The organism is Nocardia sp. NPDC004654 (assembly GCF_040609595.1).
Classification (GTDB): domain Bacteria; phylum Actinomycetota; class Actinomycetes; order Mycobacteriales; family Mycobacteriaceae; genus Nocardia.
Window position 1 is genome coordinate 117,311 of the sequence record NZ_JBEXKI010000012.1, and the last position, 19,807, is coordinate 137,117.

Annotated in this window: 20 protein-coding genes; 9 read left to right on the top strand and 11 right to left on the bottom strand. The window is 69.6% G+C overall.

From position 1 onward, the window contains the following. The first annotated feature begins 199 nt into the window (after window positions 1-199). A complete protein-coding gene (locus tag ABZV58_RS32780; protein WP_355004070.1) occupies window positions 200-724 on the top strand; it encodes a DUF402 domain-containing protein in 525 nt (174 codons plus the stop codon). A gap of 381 nt (window positions 725-1,105) precedes the next feature. Here the strand turns inward: ABZV58_RS32780 and coaE are convergent, their stop codons facing one another. Next, on the bottom strand, window positions 1,106-2,296 hold the full coding sequence (gene coaE, locus ABZV58_RS32785) for a dephospho-CoA kinase (protein ID WP_355004071.1): 1,191 nt from the start codon (window positions 2,294-2,296) through the stop codon (window positions 1,106-1,108). 295 nt (window positions 2,297-2,591) lie between these two features. Here coaE and ABZV58_RS32790 point away from each other — a divergent pair, with 295 nt between their 5' ends. Next, window positions 2,592-2,804, top strand: a complete 213-nt coding sequence (locus ABZV58_RS32790; RefSeq protein WP_355004170.1) for a hypothetical protein — start codon at window positions 2,592-2,594, stop codon at window positions 2,802-2,804. Between the two features lie 61 nt (window positions 2,805-2,865). Here ABZV58_RS32790 and ABZV58_RS32795 read toward each other — a convergent pair whose 3' ends face one another. The 3 genes from ABZV58_RS32795 to ABZV58_RS32805 all read right to left on the bottom strand — a co-directional run bounded on the left by ABZV58_RS32795 (window position 2,866) and on the right by ABZV58_RS32805 (window position 5,955). Beyond that, window positions 2,866-3,309, bottom strand: coding sequence for a MarR family transcriptional regulator (locus ABZV58_RS32795; RefSeq protein ID WP_355004072.1), 444 nt, complete (start codon window positions 3,307-3,309; stop codon window positions 2,866-2,868). 49 nt (window positions 3,310-3,358) lie between these two features. Next, complete coding sequence (locus ABZV58_RS32800) at window positions 3,359-4,354, bottom strand: zinc-binding dehydrogenase (RefSeq protein ID WP_355004073.1); 996 nt, start codon at window positions 4,352-4,354, stop codon at window positions 3,359-3,361. Window positions 4,355-4,527: 173 nt separating this feature from the next. After that, window positions 4,528-5,955: an SPFH domain-containing protein gene (locus tag ABZV58_RS32805; protein ID WP_355004074.1), complete on the bottom strand. Its 1,428-nt coding sequence runs from the start codon at window positions 5,953-5,955 to the stop codon at window positions 4,528-4,530. Between the two features lie 204 nt (window positions 5,956-6,159). Here ABZV58_RS32805 and ABZV58_RS32810 point away from each other — a divergent pair, with 204 nt between their 5' ends. Then, window positions 6,160-8,415, top strand: a complete 2,256-nt coding sequence (locus ABZV58_RS32810) for an MMPL family transporter (protein WP_355004075.1) — start codon at window positions 6,160-6,162, stop codon at window positions 8,413-8,415. Here the strand turns inward: ABZV58_RS32810 and ABZV58_RS32815 are convergent. After that, window positions 8,384-9,016 carry a helix-turn-helix domain-containing protein gene (locus ABZV58_RS32815; RefSeq protein WP_355004076.1) on the bottom strand — a complete coding sequence of 211 codons (633 nt, stop codon included), beginning with the start codon at window positions 9,014-9,016 and terminating at the stop codon, window positions 8,384-8,386. The genes ABZV58_RS32810 and ABZV58_RS32815 overlap by 32 nt on opposite strands. Beyond that, window positions 9,013-9,711 (bottom strand): TetR/AcrR family transcriptional regulator, encoded by a 699-nt coding sequence (locus ABZV58_RS32820; protein WP_355004077.1) that lies wholly within the window; start codon window positions 9,709-9,711, stop codon window positions 9,013-9,015. Before ABZV58_RS32820 ends, ABZV58_RS32815 begins: the two co-directional genes overlap by 4 nt. 89 nt (window positions 9,712-9,800) lie before the next feature. Between ABZV58_RS32820 and ABZV58_RS32825 the strand changes: the two genes are divergently transcribed. Further along, window positions 9,801-10,481 (top strand): NAD(P)H-binding protein, encoded by a 681-nt coding sequence (locus ABZV58_RS32825; RefSeq protein ID WP_355004078.1) that lies wholly within the window; start codon window positions 9,801-9,803, stop codon window positions 10,479-10,481. A gap of 182 nt (window positions 10,482-10,663) precedes the next feature. Here the strand turns inward: ABZV58_RS32825 and rpsA are convergent, their stop codons facing one another. Beyond that, window positions 10,664-12,130 carry a 30S ribosomal protein S1 gene (rpsA, locus tag ABZV58_RS32830; RefSeq protein ID WP_067793196.1) on the bottom strand — a complete coding sequence of 489 codons (1,467 nt, stop codon included), beginning with the start codon at window positions 12,128-12,130 and terminating at the stop codon, window positions 10,664-10,666. A gap of 314 nt (window positions 12,131-12,444) precedes the next feature. On the opposite strand from rpsA, the gene ABZV58_RS32835 reads away from it, so the two are divergent. The 4 genes from ABZV58_RS32835 (at window position 12,445) to ABZV58_RS32850 (ending at window position 15,543) form a co-directional block, all read left to right on the top strand. Then, entirely contained in the window at window positions 12,445-13,299 is an 855-nt protein-coding gene (locus ABZV58_RS32835) for a class I SAM-dependent methyltransferase (protein ID WP_355004079.1), read from the top strand. Between the two features lie 79 nt (window positions 13,300-13,378). Further along, entirely contained in the window at window positions 13,379-14,116 is a 738-nt protein-coding gene (locus tag ABZV58_RS32840) for an aspartyl/asparaginyl beta-hydroxylase domain-containing protein (protein WP_355004080.1), read from the top strand. A gap of 56 nt (window positions 14,117-14,172) precedes the next feature. Next, window positions 14,173-15,219 carry a LuxR family transcriptional regulator gene (locus ABZV58_RS32845; protein ID WP_355004081.1) on the top strand — a complete coding sequence of 349 codons (1,047 nt, stop codon included), beginning with the start codon at window positions 14,173-14,175 and terminating at the stop codon, window positions 15,217-15,219. A gap of 36 nt (window positions 15,220-15,255) precedes the next feature. Beyond that, window positions 15,256-15,543, top strand: a complete 288-nt coding sequence (locus ABZV58_RS32850) for a helix-turn-helix domain-containing protein (protein WP_355004082.1) — start codon at window positions 15,256-15,258, stop codon at window positions 15,541-15,543. A gap of 52 nt (window positions 15,544-15,595) precedes the next feature. Here ABZV58_RS32850 and ABZV58_RS32855 read toward each other — a convergent pair whose 3' ends face one another. Then, entirely contained in the window at window positions 15,596-16,183 is a 588-nt protein-coding gene (locus ABZV58_RS32855; protein WP_355004083.1) for a TetR family transcriptional regulator, read from the bottom strand. A gap of 43 nt (window positions 16,184-16,226) precedes the next feature. Between ABZV58_RS32855 and ABZV58_RS32860 the strand changes: the two genes are divergently transcribed. Beyond that, complete coding sequence (locus ABZV58_RS32860) at window positions 16,227-17,123, top strand: SDR family NAD(P)-dependent oxidoreductase (RefSeq protein ID WP_355004084.1); 897 nt, start codon at window positions 16,227-16,229, stop codon at window positions 17,121-17,123. Window positions 17,124-17,196: 73 nt separating this feature from the next. Here ABZV58_RS32860 and ABZV58_RS32865 read toward each other — a convergent pair whose 3' ends face one another. The 3 genes from ABZV58_RS32865 to ABZV58_RS32875 all read right to left on the bottom strand — a co-directional run bounded on the left by ABZV58_RS32865 (window position 17,197) and on the right by ABZV58_RS32875 (window position 19,780). Continuing rightward, complete coding sequence (locus ABZV58_RS32865; protein WP_355004085.1) at window positions 17,197-17,379, bottom strand: toxin-antitoxin system HicB family antitoxin; 183 nt, start codon at window positions 17,377-17,379, stop codon at window positions 17,197-17,199. Window positions 17,380-17,388: 9 nt separating this feature from the next. Then, entirely contained in the window at window positions 17,389-18,273 is an 885-nt protein-coding gene (locus ABZV58_RS32870) for an SPFH domain-containing protein (RefSeq protein WP_355004086.1), read from the bottom strand. Between the two features lie 133 nt (window positions 18,274-18,406). Further along, on the bottom strand, window positions 18,407-19,780 hold the full coding sequence (locus ABZV58_RS32875) for an FAD-binding oxidoreductase (protein ID WP_355004087.1): 1,374 nt from the start codon (window positions 19,778-19,780) through the stop codon (window positions 18,407-18,409). Window positions 19,781-19,807 lie beyond the last annotated feature (27 nt).

Sequence of the window (19,807 nt, forward strand, 5' to 3'; positions counted from 1 at the left end):
AAACCGAACGGAACACTCGTGCCTGGGCCGCGGTCCAGGATATCGACAGCAGTTATCGGTTGGCAAATCCTGTAATTTCAATTTTCAATTACCCCTCGCCACCTGCTCCGACCGCGAGCGCGCGGCGAACCCGCGGCACCGACAACGCGCATCGCGCGCAGGACTCGACGGAACGGCCGCGACGGTAGATTCTGACTGCATGACACAGGCACCAGCAGTGAACGTGCACCGACCCAAGGTCGAGTACTTCGATGTCGCGAGCCTGACCAACACTGACCCCAAGGGGTTCGTGCGGCCGGTCGAGAGCTACCGCGTCGAACCGTGGGGCCTGTACATGGCGCGCACCGCCGACCATCCGCAGTTCCACTACATGGAGTCCTGGCTGCTACCCGAACTCGGCCTGCGCGTAACGGTTTTCCACTACAACCCGGCGCACCGGCGCGATCAGGACTACTACCTCGACCTCGGCGAGTTCACCAGGATCGAGCCGAAGAAGTGGCGGTCGGTCGATCACTACCTCGACATCGTGGTGCGCTCCGAGCGCGAGACGATCCTGCTCGACGTGGACGAACTGCTCGCCGCGCACGCCGCGGGTCTGATCAGCGCCGCCGAAGCGGAGGCGGCCATCCAGCACGCCACCGCCGCGATCGACGGCATCGCCGCGCACGGCCACTCCCTCGACAACTGGCTCGCCACCCGCGACATCGAGTTGACCTGGCTCTGACCATCCACCCGTGAACGCCGATCGCCCGGCGGGACAGGTTCCCGCCGGGCGATCGCTTTCACCGCACTCGACGACCTCGGTCGCTGAACCGCGCCGGTTTGCGACGGGCTTGCTCACCCGCTCCCGAGGCCACGCGCCCACGAAGAACGATGCCGTTGAGGAGAAATGCCGGAAATTCTGGGACGGCCGTTCGGTCGGCTGTCAAGATCATCCAGAAGAATGGCGGCCGCGCCGGAACCGGTTACCTCGCGGTATCGATATCGGCGGGCATCCCGATATGACGGCCGCCACTTCCCCTGCACGCACCAGAAGCACAGCATCCGGCTTTCCGAAGAATTTCCGGTGAAGTAGTCCGAAATGGTGGATTCGCGCCGTCGACGGTCAGCCGAGCACCCGTCGATAGGCCGCGTCGAACCACGGTTCCTTGACGGCGTAGTACGCCTCCGACGCGGCGTCGTCGGCAAGCCCGGCCGCCTTGGCCTCCGCCTCGCGCTTCACCGCGAGGTACTCCTCGCGGGCCGTCGCGTCCGTGCGCAGCCAGTCGCGGAACGCCAGCGCGAACCGCTGCCCCGGCGACCCGTCCACCCGGATGTGCACGTTGGCGAGGCGGCCTGGGTCGGCGTTGCCGTGCAGCCGCTTGACCCAGCGGGCGGTGTCGGTCCCGTCCGGGTCGCCCTCGGTCGGCTTCGGGTTGTCCTGCGTGACATGCGCTTTCACCGGGAACCCGGCCGCGCCGAGCGCGTCGCGCAGTCCGTCGGCCGCCGCCAGATCCGCCACGGTGACCTGCAGATCCAGCACGTCTTTCGCGGGCAGGCCCGGCACCGCCGTGGACCCGATGTGATCGATACGGGAGGCCGCCGCGCCGCAGGCCACCCACAGTCGCGCGATCAGCCGCTGCGCCTGCGCGGCCCATTCCGGGTCGTGCGGCGCCAGCCGCAGTTCCCGTCGCGCCGCGGGCGTCTCGGTGCGCAGATTGCGCTCGAACGGCACCAGCCGCTCCTCCCACAGCCGGTGCACCACGGCCTCGACCGCGCCCGCCGGGCCGCTGTTGTCCAGCAGGACGTCGGCCACCGCGCGCCGCTGTTCGTCCGTCGCCTGCGCCGAAATTCGGGCCCGCGCATCGGCTTCCGTGACACCTCGGAATTCCACGAGACGACGAATTCGAGTTTCCGCGTCGACGTCGACGATCAACACCAGATTCATCAATGGCGCCAAGCCATTTTCCACCAACAGCGGAATATCTTGGACGACAATGGCGTCCGCCGGGGCCGCCGAAATCAATTCCGCGGTGCGCTTTCCGACCAGCGGGTGGGTAATGGAATTCAAGGTTGCGCGAGCCGCGTCGTCGGCGAACGCGACGGCCGCGAGCGCGGGGCGGTCCAAACCGCCGTCCGCTGCGAGGATGCCGGGGCCGAACGCCTCGACCAAGGCCGCGAGCCCCTCGGTGCCCGGCGCGACGACCTCCCTGGCGATGAGGTCGGAATCGACGATCACCCCGCCACACTCGGCGAGGATCCGCGCCACCGTCGACTTGCCAGCTCCCATGCCTCCGGTGAGGCCGATCCGCAACATTCGTTCAGTTTCGCATCCACCGCCCCCACCGGGACGACCGCCCGGCGGGTGCACACCGCGCGAACACGCGGATTACCCACTCACTTCGTGAATTTCACGCTCGGCAACGCCAATTGCCCGTTCCGTGACGCGGCCGAGACCGATTCGCAACATTTACGCCGGGGCCGTGGCGCGGCCCGACAACTTTCCGACACGCCGGGGCAATTACTTCCGCAAAATACTGTGTTCCACACTTTCGTTCCGCTAATCTTCGCCGTGGCGATCCAGGCCAGTACCAGCAAGCAAAGGAAATCCATTGGGCACCAGAATCAACCAGACGGGTCGCCACCGCCTGGGTATGGCGGGCGGGGTGCATTGCCTCGAGATCCCCGCCGTCGCGGCCGCGCTCGCCGAGCACCGCCGCTCTTGGTTCACCGCATTGATCAGTCCGGCGCGCCACAGCTTCGCGGCCATGCGAAAACGCTCCACCGTGGCCGCGACCTACTGGGTACCGGCGACCGCCAGCTGAGCTCGTTCCACGACAATGGCCCAGCCGCTCGGCTGGGCCATTCGCGTGCGCCGAGCCGGGCTCAGAGCTCGGCGCCCTCCACGACGGCGGTGAACTCGCGCACCTCGGCGCGGAAGCGGGCGAGGCCCTCCCGGTCGAGGCCGGTGGCGCCGGCGATCTTCCGCGGAACCTCCCTGGCCCGTTCGCGCAGCGCCACACCGGCCTCGGTCGGCCGCACCAGCACCGAGCGCTCGTCCTCCGCCGAACGCACCCTGCTGATCAGCCCGGTGGTCTCCAGCCGCTTCAACAACGGCGACAGGGTCCCCGAGTCGAGGTCGAGCGCCTCGCCCAGTTCTTTCACCGTCACGGTTTCGCGCTCCCACAGCACCAACATCACCAGGTACTGCGGATAGGTCAGCCCGAGGTCGTCCAACATCGGCCGGTAGAGCCGCGTGAGCGCCCGCGAGGCGGCGTACAGCGCGAAGCACACCTGGTTGTCGAGCTGGAGCTCGCTCGTCTGTGTCATGGTCACCACCTCTTTCTCGAAGGTAGTAGCCGATTGAGTGGCCCGCAATTCACCCGGCGCGATCCGGCGTTGGCGAAAGTGCGATCTTCGCATTGCGACCTGGGCGTTCGCTGGCTGCCGCCGCCTCGGCCGCGTGATCGAGCGGGTGCACCGCCGCGATGGTCAGCCGCAGTTCGCCGCCGGCGGCGAGCTCGACCAGTTCGCGCAGCACCCTGGTGCGCTCGGCGGCGCCGATCTCCTGGGCCCGCTGGGCGCCCCAGAAGCCTTTCACCACAGCCTGTTTGAAGATGAGGGTGCCGGGCGAGATGGTCCACGGCTGACCGGACAGCGCGCCGAAAGAGATCAGCTCACCGTTCGGCGCGAGCAACTCGAGCAGGTCGGCGCCCGCCGGACCACCTACCTGATCCACGGCGCGCACGATCGGCGCACCGCCGGTGGCCGCGGCGGCCTGGGCGAGCCAGCCGTCGGTCTCGGTGTCGACGACCGGTTCGTAGCCGAGTTCGCGCAGCGCGCGCACCGACGCCTGGCCGCGCACCAGATTCAGCACGCGTACGCCGCGGCGGCGCGCCAGCAGATTCAGCAGTCGCCCCACCGCGCCGTTCGCGGCGTTGATCACCACCCAGTCGCCCTCTCGGACGCGCAGGTCGTTCAGCAGCACCGCGGCGCTGAAGGGCATCGCGAGCAACTGGGCGGCCGTCTCGTCGTCGATCGAGTCGGGCACCGGCAGCGCCTGCGCCGCCTTGGCGACGAAGTACTCGGCCCACACCTCAGTGGCGCCGGAGACCGCCACCCGCTGACCCACGGACCGGTCGGTCACGCCCTCTCCCACCGCGTCGATCCGCCCGACGCCTTCGGTGCCGGGAATCGCGGGCAACGGCGGCCGGTAGCCGTAGACGCCGCGGATGATCGCGAGGTCGTGGTTGTGGATCGGCGCGAGATCCAGCGCGATCCGCACCTCGCCGGGACCCGGCTCGGGCAGCGGCCGATCCGCCGTGGCCAGCACATCCTTCGGCTCCCCGAATTCTTCGATGACAACGGCTCGCACGTCCGCCTCCTTCGCTAGTGGTTCGCGATACCGGATCCAGGGTAGACCACAATTAAATTGCGCCCAATGCAATAGCCGAGTGGATCGTGTCACCCTGAGGGCCGCGGTACCCGGTCGGAGTCGGTCCACACCCTCGTCACTCGAAGCGACCAGGTGACGAGGCGGGCACAGAGTCAGTCCACCGGCGAATCTCCCGACGCCCGGCGCGCCGACCACGCGTCGATCACGCCGTTCAGCTGGGCGACCACCGTCGCGAGCCCCGACAGATCGCCGCCGATCTGGTACGAGCGCAGCTCGGCGGGCGCGGGCAGTTTCGCGACGATTTCGGGCAGGTTGGCGACCAGGGTGGCCTGGATGTTGGCGTCGTTCTGCGCGTTGGCGGTGGCGACGCGTTCCCGCTCGCGCTGCACGACCAGCAGCTCGCCCTCGTGTTCGGCGCGCTGCCGCGCCGTCGTCAGCGCCAGCTCGCCGTCCACTTCCATGCGGCGTAGCTCTTGGCGCAGGCGCAGGTTCTCGAGCTGCTCGGCGTGCTGTTCGCGTTCCAGCCGCACGGCGTGCAGCGCGGTCTGCTGCGCGAGCTCGGCGACCGCGCGCTGGTCGTCGTGTTCGCGGGTGGTGCGCCGCATCCGTTCCGCGGTCTCGCGGTCGAAGCGCGCCGCCTCGTTGCGGTCGCGCAGCTGCGCGAGTTCGCGCTCGTTCTCGATGCGCCGTTCCTCGCCCGCCCGCTGCGCGGCCGCCTCCCTGGCCGAAATCGCCTCCTGCGCGGCGAGTTCCGCCAGGCGAGCGACCTGATTCTGTTCGGTGCGGTAGGGCTTCTGCAGGTTCTCCCACAGCGTCGAGGAACTGACCACCGCCTCCTTGATCTGCACGGTGACGATCCGCAGTCCGAGTCCGCGATCACCGCCGCCGGTCTGCGCGTCCCCGCTGCCTTCGGCGACCGCGCGCAACCGGGCGGTGAGCTCTTCGATGATGGGCTGCTTGTCGCTGAGGACGTCGCGCACGCCCATAGTGGACACCTTGTCCTTGATGGCGGCCTCGGCTTGCTCGCGCAGCTGAATGTTGACCAGCCGCATGGGATCCTCGGCGTCGGAGAAGTCGAGCTTGCGGTACGCGGTGCCGAAATCCTCGATGATCCACTGCACGTAGCCCTGCACCAGCACGCCCTGTAGTTCCCGGCAGATGCAGTAGGCGTTGATCAGGATGGTCTGCATCGCGCCCGGCACCACGAGATAGGAGTCGGTGGCCGGGTTGTAGCGGAACGACACACCCAGCCCGATGTGCAGCGGTTCGGCGCGCCCGCGCCTGGTGTGCACGACGAACGCGTTGGGCGGCACCAGCACCGTGCGCCACCGCCAGACGCCGGTGACCCGGACCTCGACCGGTCCCGCGCCCTGCCCCTGGGCGCCGTGTCCCTGAGCGCCCAGGCCGACTCGGTCGGCCCGTTTCGCCAGCGCGCCGCGCGGCAGCATCGGAGCGCCAGGCGCTTGCGGCGCGGGCGCTCCCACGGCAGCGGGCTTGCGCGTGCGCAGATCGGTTTCCAGCGCCGCCTGCTGCGCGACGACCTGATCGAGATAGGTGTTCTTGCCCGGATTGCTCCCCATGGCCCGGCACACTACCGGCGAATCCGCCTGCTCCCAACAGTTTTCGTGCGGCGCACGACGCGGAACTCACCTTGCCGCGGACAGCTCGCTCACCGCGAACATGACGTCCGTCACAGCTGGTAGTCACTTGCAGAAAACGGGAACCCCAACCTAGGCTGACCGAGAAACCTGATAGTGACTATCAGGTACCTGACAGGAGGGGCCATGTCGCTACCGACCCTGACCAAGGAGCCCGGCCAACGACCCGTCCCGCCGCCGCGGCTGCGCGCGCTCGGACGCTGGGGCGCGGCCATGGCTCGGCACCGCCGAATCGTCCTCGCCGTCTGGCTGCTGCTCGTGCTGCTCGGCGGCGCCGCCTATCCGCTGCTGCACGATCGGCTCGGCGCGCCCGACTACACGGTGCCGGGTTCGGCGTCCAGCGAGGCGGATCGCCTTGCGGCACAACACTTCGCGCAGTTCGGCGCCGAACAGGACCTGCTCGTCTTCCACTCGGAGCGGTTCACCGCCGACGCTCCCGAATTCCGTGCCGCGGTCGACCGCGCGCTCGTCGCCGCGCGCGAGACCGCGGGCGTCACCGGCGCGCTCGGACCGTTCCAGGGCAACGCCGACGCGCAGATCTCCGCCGACCGGCACACCGCCCTCGGCATCGTCGGCCTGGAGGGCGACATGTCCGAGCGGGTCGCGGTCGCCAGCCGGTTGCAGTCGACCGTCACCGCGATCTCCGACGCCGACATCCGCGTCGCCGTCACCGGTTACGGCCCGGCCCAAGCCGATCTGATGGAGATCGAGACCGCCGACATGCAGCGCGCCGAGACCATCGGACTGCCCGTCGCGGCCGCCGTGCTCGTCCTCGCGCTCGGCGCGCTGGCCGCCGCGACGCTGCCGATCACGGTGACCGCCGCGGGCATCGCCGCGGCGGTGGGCGCGCTGTTCGGCCTGACCACCTTCCTGACCTTCGACTCGCTGGTGCTCTCGGTCGCGACCATGATCGCCACCGGCACCGCGATCGACTACGCCATGTTCATCGTCAGCCGGTTCAACGAGGAACTGACCAGGCGCGGGGTCCGCGACCGCTCGGCGCGCGCGGAGATCGACCGCGCGGTCGCCGTCGCGCTCGACACCACCGGGCGGACGGTGCTCGCCTCCGGTCTCATCGTGCTGATCTCGCTCTGTTCGCTGGCCGTGGTCGGCCTGCCGATGCTCGACGGCGTCGCGATCGGCGTGGTGACGGCCGTGCTGGCCACGTTGTCGGCGGCCGTCACGCTGCTGCCCGCGCTGCTGGCGACGCTCGGTCCCGCCGTGAACCGGGGAGCGTTACCCGCGCGATTGCGTCCCGCGGAGACCCGCTCGACGACGGCGTCGACTGCCTGGGCGCGCTGGGCGCACACCGTCATGCGCAGACCGGTGGTGTTCGGCCTGCTCGGCGTAGCCGTCCTGGCGGTGGCGGCCGCGCCGATCACCGGCATTCGCTACGGCATCGACATGGGTCTCGATTCGCTCGGCGACCGCCCGAGCGGCCAGGCGACCCGGCTGGTGCGAGACAACTTCGGCCCCGGACTGCTCGCCCCGGTCTCGGTGCTCGCGACCGGACCCGACGACGGGCCGCTGCTGAGTGCGGCGCAATCGCAAGTGCACGAGTTCGCCGACGAACTGTCCCGCGATCCGCGCGTGGCCACGGTGCTGCCCCAGCAATCGGAGGGACGGATCATGGTCACGGTGGTGCCGCGGGAGTCCTTCGACTCCACCGCCGTCGCCGAACTCACCGACGACATCCGTTCCCGCGCCGTGGAAGTCGAGGGCGCGCAGTTGCGCGTCGGCGGAACGCCCGCGACCTTCGCCGAAGTGTCCGAACGGATCACCGCCCGCTTCCCGTGGGTGATCGCCCTGGTGCTGACGGTCTCGCTGGCCTTCCTGATCTTGGCGTTCCGCAGTATCGTGCTCGCGGTCAAGGCCATTCTGCTGAACCTGCTGGCCACCGGCGCGGCGCTCGGCATCACGGTGGCCGTATTCCAGTACGGCGTCGGCGAATCCGTGCTCGGCTTCCAGGGCACCGGGTTTCTCCAGGTGTATCTGCCGATGCTGGTGTTCGCGGTGCTCTTCGGTCTCTCGATGGACTACGAGGTCTTCCTGATCCGGCGCATGAAGGAGGCGTGGGACCGCGGCAACGACAACGCCGCCGCGGTCGCCGAGGGATTGCAGCGCACCGCACGTCCGATCACCGCCGCCGCGGCCATCATGGTCGCCGTGTTCGCCAGCTTCGTGACCGCGGACGTGCTGGAGATCAAGCAGATCGGATTCGCGCTCGCGGTCGCCATCACCATCGACGCGCTCGTCGTGCGCCTGATCCTGGTGCCCGCGTTCATGCGGCTGTTCGGCCGCTGGAACTGGTGGCTGCCGCGGTGGCCGAGCAAGGTGGAAGCCGCCACCGTCAGCGAACGATCAGTTCCAGCGCATCGATGATGGATTCCACCGCCGCGGTGTAGACCACGCTCAGCGGCTCGGCGAAATCCTGTCCGGCCCAGTGATCCAGCGCCGCCACACCGCCCCAGATGGCGGTGGAGGCGGCCATCCGGACCTTCAGGTCGTTGGGGTCGCGCCCGCAGCGTTCGGCGAACAGCTGACGGAACTGTTCCTCCAGTTCGCGCATCTGCCTGGTCTGGCCGTCCCTGACCTCCGGGAAGGCGCGCACGTAGCGCAGCCTGCGCGCGATGCGATGTTCGGAGTCCGTGGTGATCAGGGTCGCGATCATCACCGGCACCAGCGGACGCGCCACCGCGAGAAGCGCTGCGGGATCGAGGGTTTCGCCGTCGCCTGCGGTACGCAGCACCTCCAGCAGCTGCGGATCCGCCTCGTCGTAGAGGACCAGCATCTCCTTGGTGCCGAAGTAGCGGTAGATCGAACTGGGTGAGACGCCCGCTTCGGCCGCCACCCGCTCGACGGTCACCTCGCGATATCCGTACGCGTCGAACAGATCCAGCGCGACCCGCTGAATCCGGCTCATCGACTCGACCTTCCTGCGCTCCCAGAGGGTGGCGGGAAACCTGCGGTGCGTCGCCGTCACAGGCCCACCGCCCGCACCAGATCGAGCATCTCGATGTGGAAAAGCTTTGCGGGATCCTGCGATTGGGGGCGCAGGTGACCGTACACCTCGAGCGCGATCGGACCGTGCATGCGGCCCCACATGCGCAGCGCCAGCGCCAGCGCGGCCGGGGGCAGATCGGGAAAGTCGGCGCGCACGTGCTCGACAAGTGCCGGGTCGAAATCCGACCACGTCGAGTCGCCGAGAGATTGGGTCGCGGCGGCGCGCGGCCAAGCGGCCGCGGCCAGTCCGACGAGTCCGTCGCAGGCACGCAGCTCCGCCGCGCGCGCGGGGCCCTCCGGCGGCGGCTGGTATCCGGACACCGGGTCGCCGTAGATCAACCGGAACCCTTCCGGATTCGAGACGGCCCAGTCCCGCACGGCCTCGCCCCAGGCGATGATGCGGCCGCCGGGGTCGTCCTCGGGAACGGCGTCCCTCGCGGCCTCCAGCCGGTCCACGAGTCCGGTGTAGACGTCGGAGATGAGGGTGGTGATCAGCTCGTCGCGGGTGGCGAAGTAGCCGTACAGCGCGCCCGCGGTCATGCCCATCTCACGCGCGATGGCGCGCAGCGAGATCGCGTCCGGACCGCCCTCGGCGAGGAGGCGCCGGGCGATGGCCTTGATCTCCTCCGTCGCTTCCGCGCGCAAACGTTCCCTGCGACTCTGCACCTCGACCACGGTTGACACTCTACAGCGTGCGACTACTATCACCTGTGTCGTTACTGAACGGCGTGTAGTAAACGAACAGTGTTTAGAGGATGGGCATCGTGAAGATCGGAATTTTCGGCGCGAGCGGCGTCATCGGCGGGCGAGTGGTCGAGGAGGCGCGCGTGCGCGGACACGACGTGACTGCCTTCGCGCGCGACTCGGCGCGCTTCCCCGCCGACCCGGGCGAGGTGCGCTGGCGAGTGGCGGACTGGCTGGACACCGACAGCATCGGCGCGGCCATCGCGGGCCTGGACGTGGTGATCAGCGCGGTGAATGCCGGGCACGGCATCGCCGACACCATCGCCAACGCGAGCGCCTTCGTCACCGGCGCGCACGCCATGGTGGGCGCGCTGGAGCGGCACCCGGACATCCGGCTCATCGCCGTCGGCGGCGCGGGCAGCCTGGAGGTCGCGCCGGGACGCCAACTCGTCGACACCGGAACGGAATTCACGCGCATCCTCACCGAGGACCTCGGCGTGCCCGCCGAATACCGCGACGTCGTGCTGGCGCTGCGGGACGCGCTGAACGTCTACCGTCTCTCCAACCGCAACTGGACCTACCTGTCCCCGTCGTCGGGCTTGGTCGAGTCCGGCGCCCGCACCGGCCGCTACCGCGTCGGCGGCGACCAGCTCCTGATCGCCGACACCGACATCTCCGCCGAGGACGTGGCGGTCGCCCTCCTCGACGAAGCCGAGAACCCCCGCTTCCCCCAGCGCCGCTTCACTGTCGCCGCCGCCTGACCCACCCACTTCAATCCCCGAGCGATGCGCTCGGGGAACCACTCCCGCAGCAGATCGGCCGCAATCTTCCCGCCGCGGCCGAACCCCTCCCCCTAGTAATCGGCCTCGACCGCGCTTTACCCCGAACAGGGCGAAGGCCCCGGTCCGTGCGGACCGGGGCCTTCGCGTGTGCTCTACCCGAATCAGGCGTTGCCGGAGAGCTTCTCCCGCAGAGCCGCCAGCTGGGCGTCGCTGGCCAGCGAACCGCCGGCGGGCTCGGCCTGGCTGGAGGAGGACTGCGCACCGCTCTCGGAGGAGTAGTTCGACGCGCCGCCGCCGTTCGCGGCCTCGGCCGCGGCGTCGGCCGCCATCTTCTCCATCTGCGCGGTGTGCATCTTGTGGCGACGCTCCGCCTCGGCGTAGCGGCCTTCCCACTCCTCGCGCTGCTTGTCGAAGCCCTCGAGCCATTCGTTGGTCTCGGGGTCGAAGCCCTCGGGGAAGATGTAGTTGCCCTGCTCGTCGTAGCTGTCGGCCATGCCGTACTTCGACGGGTCGAACTCGGCGTGGTAGTCCTCGTTCGCCTGCTTCAGCGACAGCGAGATCCGGCGACGCTCCAGGTCGATGTCGATGACCTTGACCATCGCGTCGTCGCCGACCGCCACGACCTGGTCCGGCACCTCGACGTGGCGCTCGGCCAGCTCGGAGATGTGCACCAGGCCCTCGATGCCCTCTTCGACGCGCACGAACGCACCGAACGGAACCAGCTTGGTGACCTTGCCCGGCACGATCTGGCCGATCGCGTGGGTGCGGGCGAACTGACGCCACGGGTCTTCCTGGGTCGCCTTGAGCGACAGCGAGACGCGCTCGCGGTCCAGGTCGACGTCGAGAACCTCGACGGTGACCTCGTTGCCGACCTCGACGACCTCGGACGGGTGGTCGATGTGCTTCCAGGACAGCTCGGAGACGTGCACCAGACCGTCCACGCCGCCAAGGTCGACGAAGGCGCCGAAGTTGACGATCGAGGAGACCACACCCTTGCGGACCTGGCCCTTCTGCAGCTGGTGCAGGAACTCGGAGCGCACCTCGGACTGGGTCTGCTCCAGCCAAGCGCGGCGGGACAGGACCACGTTGTTGCGGTTCTTGTCCAGCTCGATGATCTTGGCCTCGATCTCCTTGCCGACGTACGGCTGGAGGTCGCGGACGCGACGCATCTCGACGAGCGAGGCGGGCAGGAAGCCGCGCAGGCCGATGTCGAGGATCAGGCCGCCCTTGACGACCTCGATGACGGTGCCCTTGACGGCCTCGTCCTTCTCCTTGAGCTCCTCGATGGTGCCCCACGCACGCTCGTACTGCGCCCGCTTCTTCGACAGGATCAGGCGGCCTTCCTTGTCCTCCTTGGTGAGAACGAGGGCCTCGACCTCATCGCCCACGGAAACGACCTCGTTCGGGTCGACATCGTGCTTGATGGAGAGTTCGCGGGAGGGGATGACGCCTTCGGTCTTGTAACCGATGTCGAGCAGAACCTCGTCGCGGTCGACCTTGACGATGGTTCCTTCGACGATGTCGCCGTCGTTGAAGTACTTGATCGTGGCGTCGATGGCGGCGAGGAAGTCCTCGGCGGAGCCGATGTCGTTGACGGCTACCTGCGGCGAGGTGACGGTGGTGGGCATGTGTCGGTTTGCTCCGGACGGATTGTGGTCGGTTGCGGACATTGGAACTTTCGGTACGCTGCGAAATCACCGCGACGATGCGACGACGGACACAGAGGAACGTACCGCACTCATCCACTTGTGAAACTCAGCACGGGCGCTCTGTTATTTCAGTGCGCTGATACGTCGGTAGATCGTTACTTCGGTACAGTCACACGTCTGTACAACAGACACTCGCGCGGTTCAGCGTACGCGACCTTGGTCCGCACGGGCAAACCGGTCTGCACGCCACGCCGGAGCGCTTCCGGCGCGCCGCGATCGTTAAGCTCACGCGCGTGTCGGAAGATCGCCATGCCCAAGCGAACGCGCTGCTCGGAACCACCGGAACCGCACGAACCAAACTGAGTTCGGCCGACAGCGAACGCGCGAGCAGGCGCTGGTGGGACGCCGACGCCGACCAGTATCACCGGACGCACGCCGATTTCCTCGGCGTCGACTCCCCCGGCGGCGAGTTCGTGTGGTGCCCCGAGGGGCTGCACGAGGGCGATATGCACTTCCTCGGCGAGGATCTGGCGGGCAAGCGCGTCCTGGAGATCGGCTGCGGCTCGGCGCCGTGCGCGCGCTGGCTGGCCGGACAGGGCGCGCTGCCGGTCGGTCTCGATCTGTCGATGGGCATGCTGGAGCGCGGGCTGGCCGCGATGGCGCGCGGCGGTCCGCGGGTTCCGCTGGTGCAGGCGGGGGCCGAGGCGCTGCCGTTCGCGGACGAGTCCTTCGACCTGGCCTGCTCGGCGTTCGGCGCGGTGCCGTTCGTCGCCGATTCCGCGCTGCTGATGCGCGAGGTGGCCAGGGTGCTGCGGCCCGGCGGGCGCTGGGTGTTCTCGGTGAACCACCCGATGCGCTGGATCTTCCCCGACGATCCCGGCCCGGCCGGTCTCACCGCGTCCATTCCCTATTTCGATCGCACCCCTTATGTAGAGGTCGACGCCGACGGCGCGGCGACCTACGTCGAGCATCACCGCACCATCGGTGATCGGGTCCGCGAGATCGTCGCCGCGGGATTGGCGCTGCGCGACATCGTCGAACCGGACTGGCCGGAATGGCTGGACCGGGAATGGGGTCAGTGGAGCCCGCTGCGCGGCGAGCTCTTCCCCGGCACGGCCATCTTCGTCACGGAGAAACCCGGACCCTGACGGCGCGGATCCCCGGTCGACACGCCGCCTCGACGGAACCATCCTCTTTCCCGCGGCTCGCCTTCCTATCCTCGCTGCCATGTCCAAGAGCCTTCGCGACCACACCTACGACGCCGCCGTGCGGCTTCTGTCCCCGCTCGAACAGCTGGTGGCTCGTACGTCCCTAGTCAGCACGGAGCCGTTCCTGGACCCCCGTGAGTTCTCCTGGACGGGCCCGATGGAGGAGAACTGGCAGACCATCCGACCCGAGATGGACAGTGTGCTGGTCCACTGCGACGACCTGCCCGCTTTTCACGAGAGCTCCTTCGATGTGGCCGCGACCTCCGACGAGCGCAGACGCACCTTCTTCTTCTGCGGCTACGGCGTCCGATCGGAGGCCAACCGGGCCCGCTGCCCCGAGACCGCGGCGCTGCTCGATCAGGTGCCGGGGCTCGTCACCGCGATGTTCTCCATCCTGCGGCCAGGCGAGCGCGTCCTGCCGCGCCGCGGGCTGTGGAACGGGGTGCTTCGCTACCACTTGGGCTTGCGCATCGCCGATCCGCGGCGGTGCGGCATCCAAGTCGGCGGGCTGACGCGGCATTGGCACGAGGGCGAGAGCCTGCTGTTCGACGACTCCTACCGGCACCGCGCATGGAACGACTCCGCGAGCGCCCGCGTGGTGCTGTCCCTCGACGTGCTGCGTCCCTGCCGCTTCCCAGGCTCGTGGGTCAACCACGCGTTCGTCGGCGCGGCGTCGCGGTCACCGTTCCCGGACTCCGGGCGCAAGCACCGCGCGTGGGAACGCGGCTTGTCCGCCGAGGTCGGCAACCCGAACTGAGGTTCCGGCTCGCCGACACGCCCCGCGGCCAGGGGATTTCGCCCTAGACTTGGCCGGTGCCCAGTGCGCGGGATCTCCTCGATCGCGTCGAGCGCCACAGCCGGGCCGAGCAGACGGCGAAGCGGCTGCGCGAAGTGGTGCTCGCCGATCTCCGCGCGACCGTCTCCTTCGACGGGCACGTCTTCATGCTCACCGATCCGGCCACCAGGGTGGGGACGTCGCCGCTGGCCGACCTGCTCGGTCTGCCCTGGTCACGGCTGCCGGAGCTGATCCGGCTGCGGTACCTGACCGAGTTCACCCGCTGGAGCGATCTGCTCGATCGGAGCACGGCGGCGACGTCCTTGCGCACCGCCACCGGCGGCGATCCCGCACGCTCGCGGGTGTGGCGCGAGGTGCTGCGCGATCTCGGGGTTTTCGACACCGCCACAGTGGTCTTCGGCGACCGCTACGGATGCTGGGGCTTCCTCGAACTGCTGCGCAAGACCCCGCGCGCCTTCGACCCCAGCCAGCTCACCACCTTGGCCGCGCTGGCGGCGCCGATCACCCGGGGGCTGCGCGCCGCGCTCGGCCGCACCTTTGTCGCGGAGGCGGGCGGACTCGTCCCTGCCGAACCCGCGGCCGTCGCGCTCGGGCCCGACCTGCGGATGCGTGGCCAGACTCCGGCCGCCGCGGCAGCGCTGCTGCGACTGAATCCACCGCAGGAGGCCATGCCGCCGATCCCGAACGCGGTCTACAACGCGGGCGCCGCGCTGCTGGCCGCCGAGCACGGCACACCCGTCGGCCCGTCGCGGTCGCGCGTCCATCTGGGCGGCGCCCGCTGGCTGACGGTGCGAGCGGACCGGCTCGGCGCCGAGGACATCACGGTCTCGATGGCGCCGAGCACCCCCGCCGAGCGCCTGGATCTGTTCGGGCGGGCGCACGCGCTCACTCCCCGCGAGAACGAGGTGCTCGCCCTGCTCGCCACCGACCGCGAATCCCCCCGTCCCGCAAGCATTTCGGGACTGCCCGAGCACGCGATCAACGATCACGTGAAGGCGATACTGGCCAAGTGCGGTGTGCACACGCGGCAGGGGCTGTTGTCGCGGGCGCTCGGAATCTCCTAGGAAGCGAGCGGGCGTGGCGGGCAGTCTCGGTCCACCGTGCCGGGGGGCGATCAGGCTTCGGCGCGGCTGCTCGCGCTACCGTACGACGAACGAACCAGGCTGCTGGAAACCCTCGAAACCTGGTTCGGCGCGGGCGGTTCCGCCGCGGCTACTTGCGAGCGGCTATACCTGCACGCGAACTCGGTCCGGTATCGCTTGCGGCGGATCGAAGAACTCACCGGCCGGCCTCTCGCGGATCCGGCGGCCGTTCGCGACCTCGGCGCAGCGCTCGAAGCGCTGCCGATGCTCACCTCCCGCACGCGCGCCCGAGACGGCGCCGAGTAACGCGCCGCGAGCCGAAACGCGAACGGCCGGTCGGGCAGTCGCGGCCATCGGATCAGCCGCGGGCGGCGCCGAGTTCGGCGACCAGCGCGGTACGCGCCGCCGTGACGTGGTCGGCGAGCTCGCCTCCGCTGCGCAGCCAGATCTCGAAGCCCGCGAAGAAGCAGGACATGCCGACCTTGGCCCACAGCAGCGGGCGCACGTCGGCGGCCGAGTCGACGCCCATCTGATGGGCGAGGTGGGCGGTGAGCAGGGCTTCGATGGCGCTGCGCTTGGCGAGGTCGCGGGCTTGCAGCGCAGGATTGGCGGCGATCAGCGCGTCGCGGGTGCGCAGCTCGTCGAGCCGGTCCGCGAAGTGCGCCACCATCGGCCCGATGACGGCGGCCAACGTCGTCTCCGGATCCTCGCCCACGGGGCGCTCGGCGAGCAGCCGGGCAAGTTCGGCGCGGTACTCGTCGTCCTCGGCGAAGAGCAGCTCGTCCTTGCCGCTGTAGTACCGGTGCAGAGTCCGGGTGCCCACCTCGGCCGCGGCGGCGATGTCGGCGATGGTCACCGCGTCGAACCCACGCTCGGCGAACAGCCGCAGCGCCGCGTCGGCGATCGCGCGCCGGGTGCGTTCCTTCTTCCGATCACGCAACGACATGGAAGCATTGTCACGCATGGCAGAAAGTGACACACTGTGCCATATGACAACGAGCGACAGAACCGTGGTGATCACCGGCGGCACCAGCGGACTCGGCCGCGAATGCGCCAGGGCGCTGGCCGCCGACCCGCACTGGACCGTGGTGGTGACCGGCCGAGACCCGGCGCGCGCCGCGCGGGAGGCGGCCGAGCTCGGAGCCCGCGGCATGGCCTTGGATCTGGGCTCGCTGGCGTCGGTGCGCGAGTTCGCGGACGAACTGCGCGCGGCCGAACTTCCTCCGCTGCGCGGATTGGTCTGCAACGCCGGGCTGCAATTCACCCGCCGCACCTACACCGCCGACGGCGTGGAGGCCACCTTCGGCGTCAATCACCTCGGCCACCTCGCGCTGGTGCACGCGCTGCGCGACGATCTGGTCGCGCCCGCGCGGATCGCCTTGGTGACCTCGGGAACACACGACCCGCGCCGGTTCACCGGCATGCCGCATCCGCTGACCGCCTCAGCGCGCGAACTCGCCCACCCGCCCGCCGCGACCGAAGCCGCGCATCGCGACGGCCGCCGCCGCTACAGCACCTCGAAGCTGGCCAACTTGCAGACCGCCTACGAGCTGGCGCGCAGGCTCGGCCATCAGGGCGTCACGGTGAACGCCTTCGACCCCGGATTGATGCCGGGCACCGGATTGGCCAGGGACGCAAGCCGGTTCGCGCGAACGCTGTGGGACACAGTGGCCAAGGCCCTCGTGCTGTTGCCCGGCGTCCACACACCCACCCGCTCCGGCGCCGATCTCGCCCGGTTGATGACCGACCCGGCGCTGGCCGCCACCACCGGCCGCCATTTCGTCGGGCGCGCCGAGCGTCCGTCCTCCGCGGCCTCCTACGATCGCGAGGCGCAGCGGGCGCTCTACGACGACAGCGTGGCTCTGATCGCGGAGCTCGCTCGCTGACCGACCCGCGAAACGCCGGAGCAGCGCCTCCCGACGGGGAAGGCGCTACGTCCGTTCGGTTTTCGGCGTCCAACTAGTCGTCCATGGCGTTTCCGGTTCCCTTGGACTTCGGTTTGCGGCCCGCCTGTTCGAGCGCAAGGCGCAGGGCGTATTCGATCTGTGCGTTGATGCTGCGCAGGTCGTCGGCCGCCCATTTGGCCAAGGCTTCATGGACGGCCGGGTCGAGGCGCAGCAACAGTTTCTTGCGTTCGACCATGGGCCCGGCTCAGCTGTAGAGCGATCCGGCGTTGACCACGGGCTGGGTCGCGCGATCGCCGCACAGCACCACGAGCAGGTTGGACACCATCGCGGCCCGGCGTTCCTCGTCGAGCTCGACGACGCCCTGCGCGGTGAGGCGATCCAGTGCCAGACTCACCATCCCGACCGCTCCCTCCACGATGTGCGTGCGCGCGGCCACCACCTGCGCGGCCTGCTGGCGAACCAGCATGGCCTGGGCGATCTCCGGCGCGTAGGCGAGGTGGGTGATCCTGGCCTCGAGCACCTCGATGCCCGCCATCTCGGTGCGGTCCCGCAGTTCGACGGTCAGTTCCTCGGCCACCTCGGCGCCGTCGCGCAGGCTGGTGCGTTCGGCGTCGTGCGCGTCGTAGGGGTGCGTGGTGGCCAGGTGCCGGACCGCGGCCTCGGACTGGGTCTCCACGTACTCCTCGTAGTCGTCGACGGCGAACGCGGCCTTGAAGCTGTCCACCACGCGGTAGACGACCACCGCCGCGATCTCCACCGGATTGCCGTCGGCGTCGTTGACCTTCAGCTTCTGCGTCTCGAAGTTGCGCACCCGCAGCGAGATGATCTTGTGGTCGGTCAGCGGCACCACCGAGAAGAAGCCGGGCTCGCTCACCGAGCCGATGTAGCGGCCGAAGAACTGCACCACTTTCGCCTCGTTCGGGTTGACGATCACCAACCCGGTGGCGAGCAGTGCGAGCACCACCACGACCACGGTGGCCGCGATCGCCGCGATCAGCGCCGGTGTGTTCCCGTCCTTGACCGCCGCGACGTACCCCAAAGCGGCCGCGCCGCCGAAGAGAAGGGTCAGCACCAACCAGGCCGACAGCACCAGAAAGCCGTTGACGTGGAATGCGGGCCTGAGCTTCATGACATCCTCCCGGTATCAGAGTGATATCACCAAGATAGCACGCGGCCGCCGAGCGGCCAATGGGCGATCAGCCGCCGGCGGCCAATGGGCGATCAGCCGCCGGCGGCCAATCGCCGCCGGGCGCACCGGTTGCTCAGAGCGCGGGCCGGATGTTGCGGTTGAACCGGAACATGTTGCGCGGGTCGTACTTCGCCTTCAGCGCCGCGAGCCGCGCGTAGGTGTCCGGCGCGTAGCCCGCCCGGGTCTGCGCGTCGTCGGCGCCGTCACCCGCGCCGTAGAGGAAGGCCAGGCTGTGGCCGATCGTCCACGGCGCGAGCACCTTTCGGATCGCACCGTGCTCGTCGGGCACGGCGGCGCCCGCGTCGGGCGCGGGCATGGTGATCACCCGGACCACGTACGCGGCCTCGCGCCGGTCGACGGCGACACTCGCGGAGCCCGGCTCGGCCAGCGCGCCGCCGAGGTGACGGATGTCGACCACCGCATCGATCGCACCGCCGGGACCGGTCGCGGCGGTCAGCGCGGCCAGCGCTTCCTCGGGGAGTTCGCCGAGCACGGCGTTGGTCGCGGCGTAGGCGTGCGGATGGTCCGGATCGCTGTGGATGGTGTGTGATTCGGTGTAGGGCAGCTCGCGCAGATCGTCGCGCAGTCGCGCCCCGACCGCCCGCAGCGGCGCGACCAGGCGCTCCCCCTCGGCGGCCGGTCCGTCGAACGCGATCCGGATCGAGGCGACGTAGCGGCCGCGCAGCGACTCGGGCACCTGCGGGATATCGGGGTAGGTCAGCGTGGCGACGGTCGAGGTCAGCTGGTCGGGCACCGTCGCGGTCCACTGCCGCCAGGTTTCCAGTGCGGCCGCGGCCAGGGGCGTGTCGAACACCAGCTGCCCGCCGTAGACCGTCCGCACCGGAACCAGGTCGATCTCCAGCGCCGTGACCACGCCGAAATTGCCGCCGCTGCCCAGCACCGCGCCGAACAGTTCGTCGCCTGGGCGCAGCGTGCGCATCCGGCCGTCCGCGGTGACCAGTTCGATCATTCGCACGTGGTCGGCGGCGTAGCCGAATTCCCTGGCCAGCAGGCCGACTCCGCCGCCGAGCGTGTAGCCGACCACGCCGACCGACGGCGAGGAACCGTTCAGCGGGGCGAGCCCGAACTCCGCCGCCGCCTCGACCAGCGCGCCGGCCCGCACGCCCGCGGCGACCCGCGCGGTCTTCGCCTCGGGATCGATGCGGAGACCGGTCATCCGCGCGGTAGTGATCAGCACCCCGCCCTCGGCGGCCACCGACAGCCCGTGCCCGGTCGCCTGCACGGCGACCGGAAGCTGCTGGCGCGCCGCGTATTCCACCGCGGCCCGGACGTCCTCGGCATGCGCCGCGGCCACCACGAGCGCGGGCCGGTGGGTGTAGGCGGTCTGGAATCCGGCGACCTCCGCCTGGTAACCGGGCTCGCCCGGCCGGAACACCTGGCCGGTGAAGAGGGGGAAATCGGTGGTCTGCGTCGCGTTGTCTGTCATGGCTTCGACGATGCTCGTCCGCGAACG

Excerpts from the sequence above, each read along its gene's own strand:
- ABZV58_RS32810 (WP_355004075.1), top strand. The coding sequence starts at position 6,160 with ATGTCGCTACCGACCCTGACCAAGGAGCCCGGCCAACGACCCGTCCCG.
- ABZV58_RS32860 (WP_355004084.1), top strand. The coding sequence starts at position 16,227 with ATGACAACGAGCGACAGAACCGTGGTGATCACCGGCGGCACCAGCGGA.
- ABZV58_RS32780 (WP_355004070.1), top strand. The coding sequence starts at position 200 with ATGACACAGGCACCAGCAGTGAACGTGCACCGACCCAAGGTCGAGTAC.
- coaE (WP_355004071.1), bottom strand. The coding sequence starts at position 2,296 with ATGTTGCGGATCGGCCTCACCGGAGGCATGGGAGCTGGCAAGTCGACG.
- ABZV58_RS32840 (WP_355004080.1), top strand. The coding sequence starts at position 13,379 with ATGTCCAAGAGCCTTCGCGACCACACCTACGACGCCGCCGTGCGGCTT.
- ABZV58_RS32855 (WP_355004083.1), bottom strand. The coding sequence starts at position 16,183 with ATGTCGTTGCGTGATCGGAAGAAGGAACGCACCCGGCGCGCGATCGCC.
- ABZV58_RS32805 (WP_355004074.1), bottom strand. The coding sequence starts at position 5,955 with ATGGGGAGCAATCCGGGCAAGAACACCTATCTCGATCAGGTCGTCGCG.
- ABZV58_RS32865 (WP_355004085.1), bottom strand. The coding sequence starts at position 17,379 with ATGGTCGAACGCAAGAAACTGTTGCTGCGCCTCGACCCGGCCGTCCAT.
- rpsA (WP_067793196.1), bottom strand. The coding sequence starts at position 12,130 with ATGCCCACCACCGTCACCTCGCCGCAGGTAGCCGTCAACGACATCGGC.
- ABZV58_RS32875 (WP_355004087.1), bottom strand. The coding sequence starts at position 19,780 with ATGACAGACAACGCGACGCAGACCACCGATTTCCCCCTCTTCACCGGC.
- ABZV58_RS32870 (WP_355004086.1), bottom strand. The coding sequence starts at position 18,273 with ATGAAGCTCAGGCCCGCATTCCACGTCAACGGCTTTCTGGTGCTGTCG.
- ABZV58_RS32795 (WP_355004072.1), bottom strand. The coding sequence starts at position 3,309 with ATGACACAGACGAGCGAGCTCCAGCTCGACAACCAGGTGTGCTTCGCG.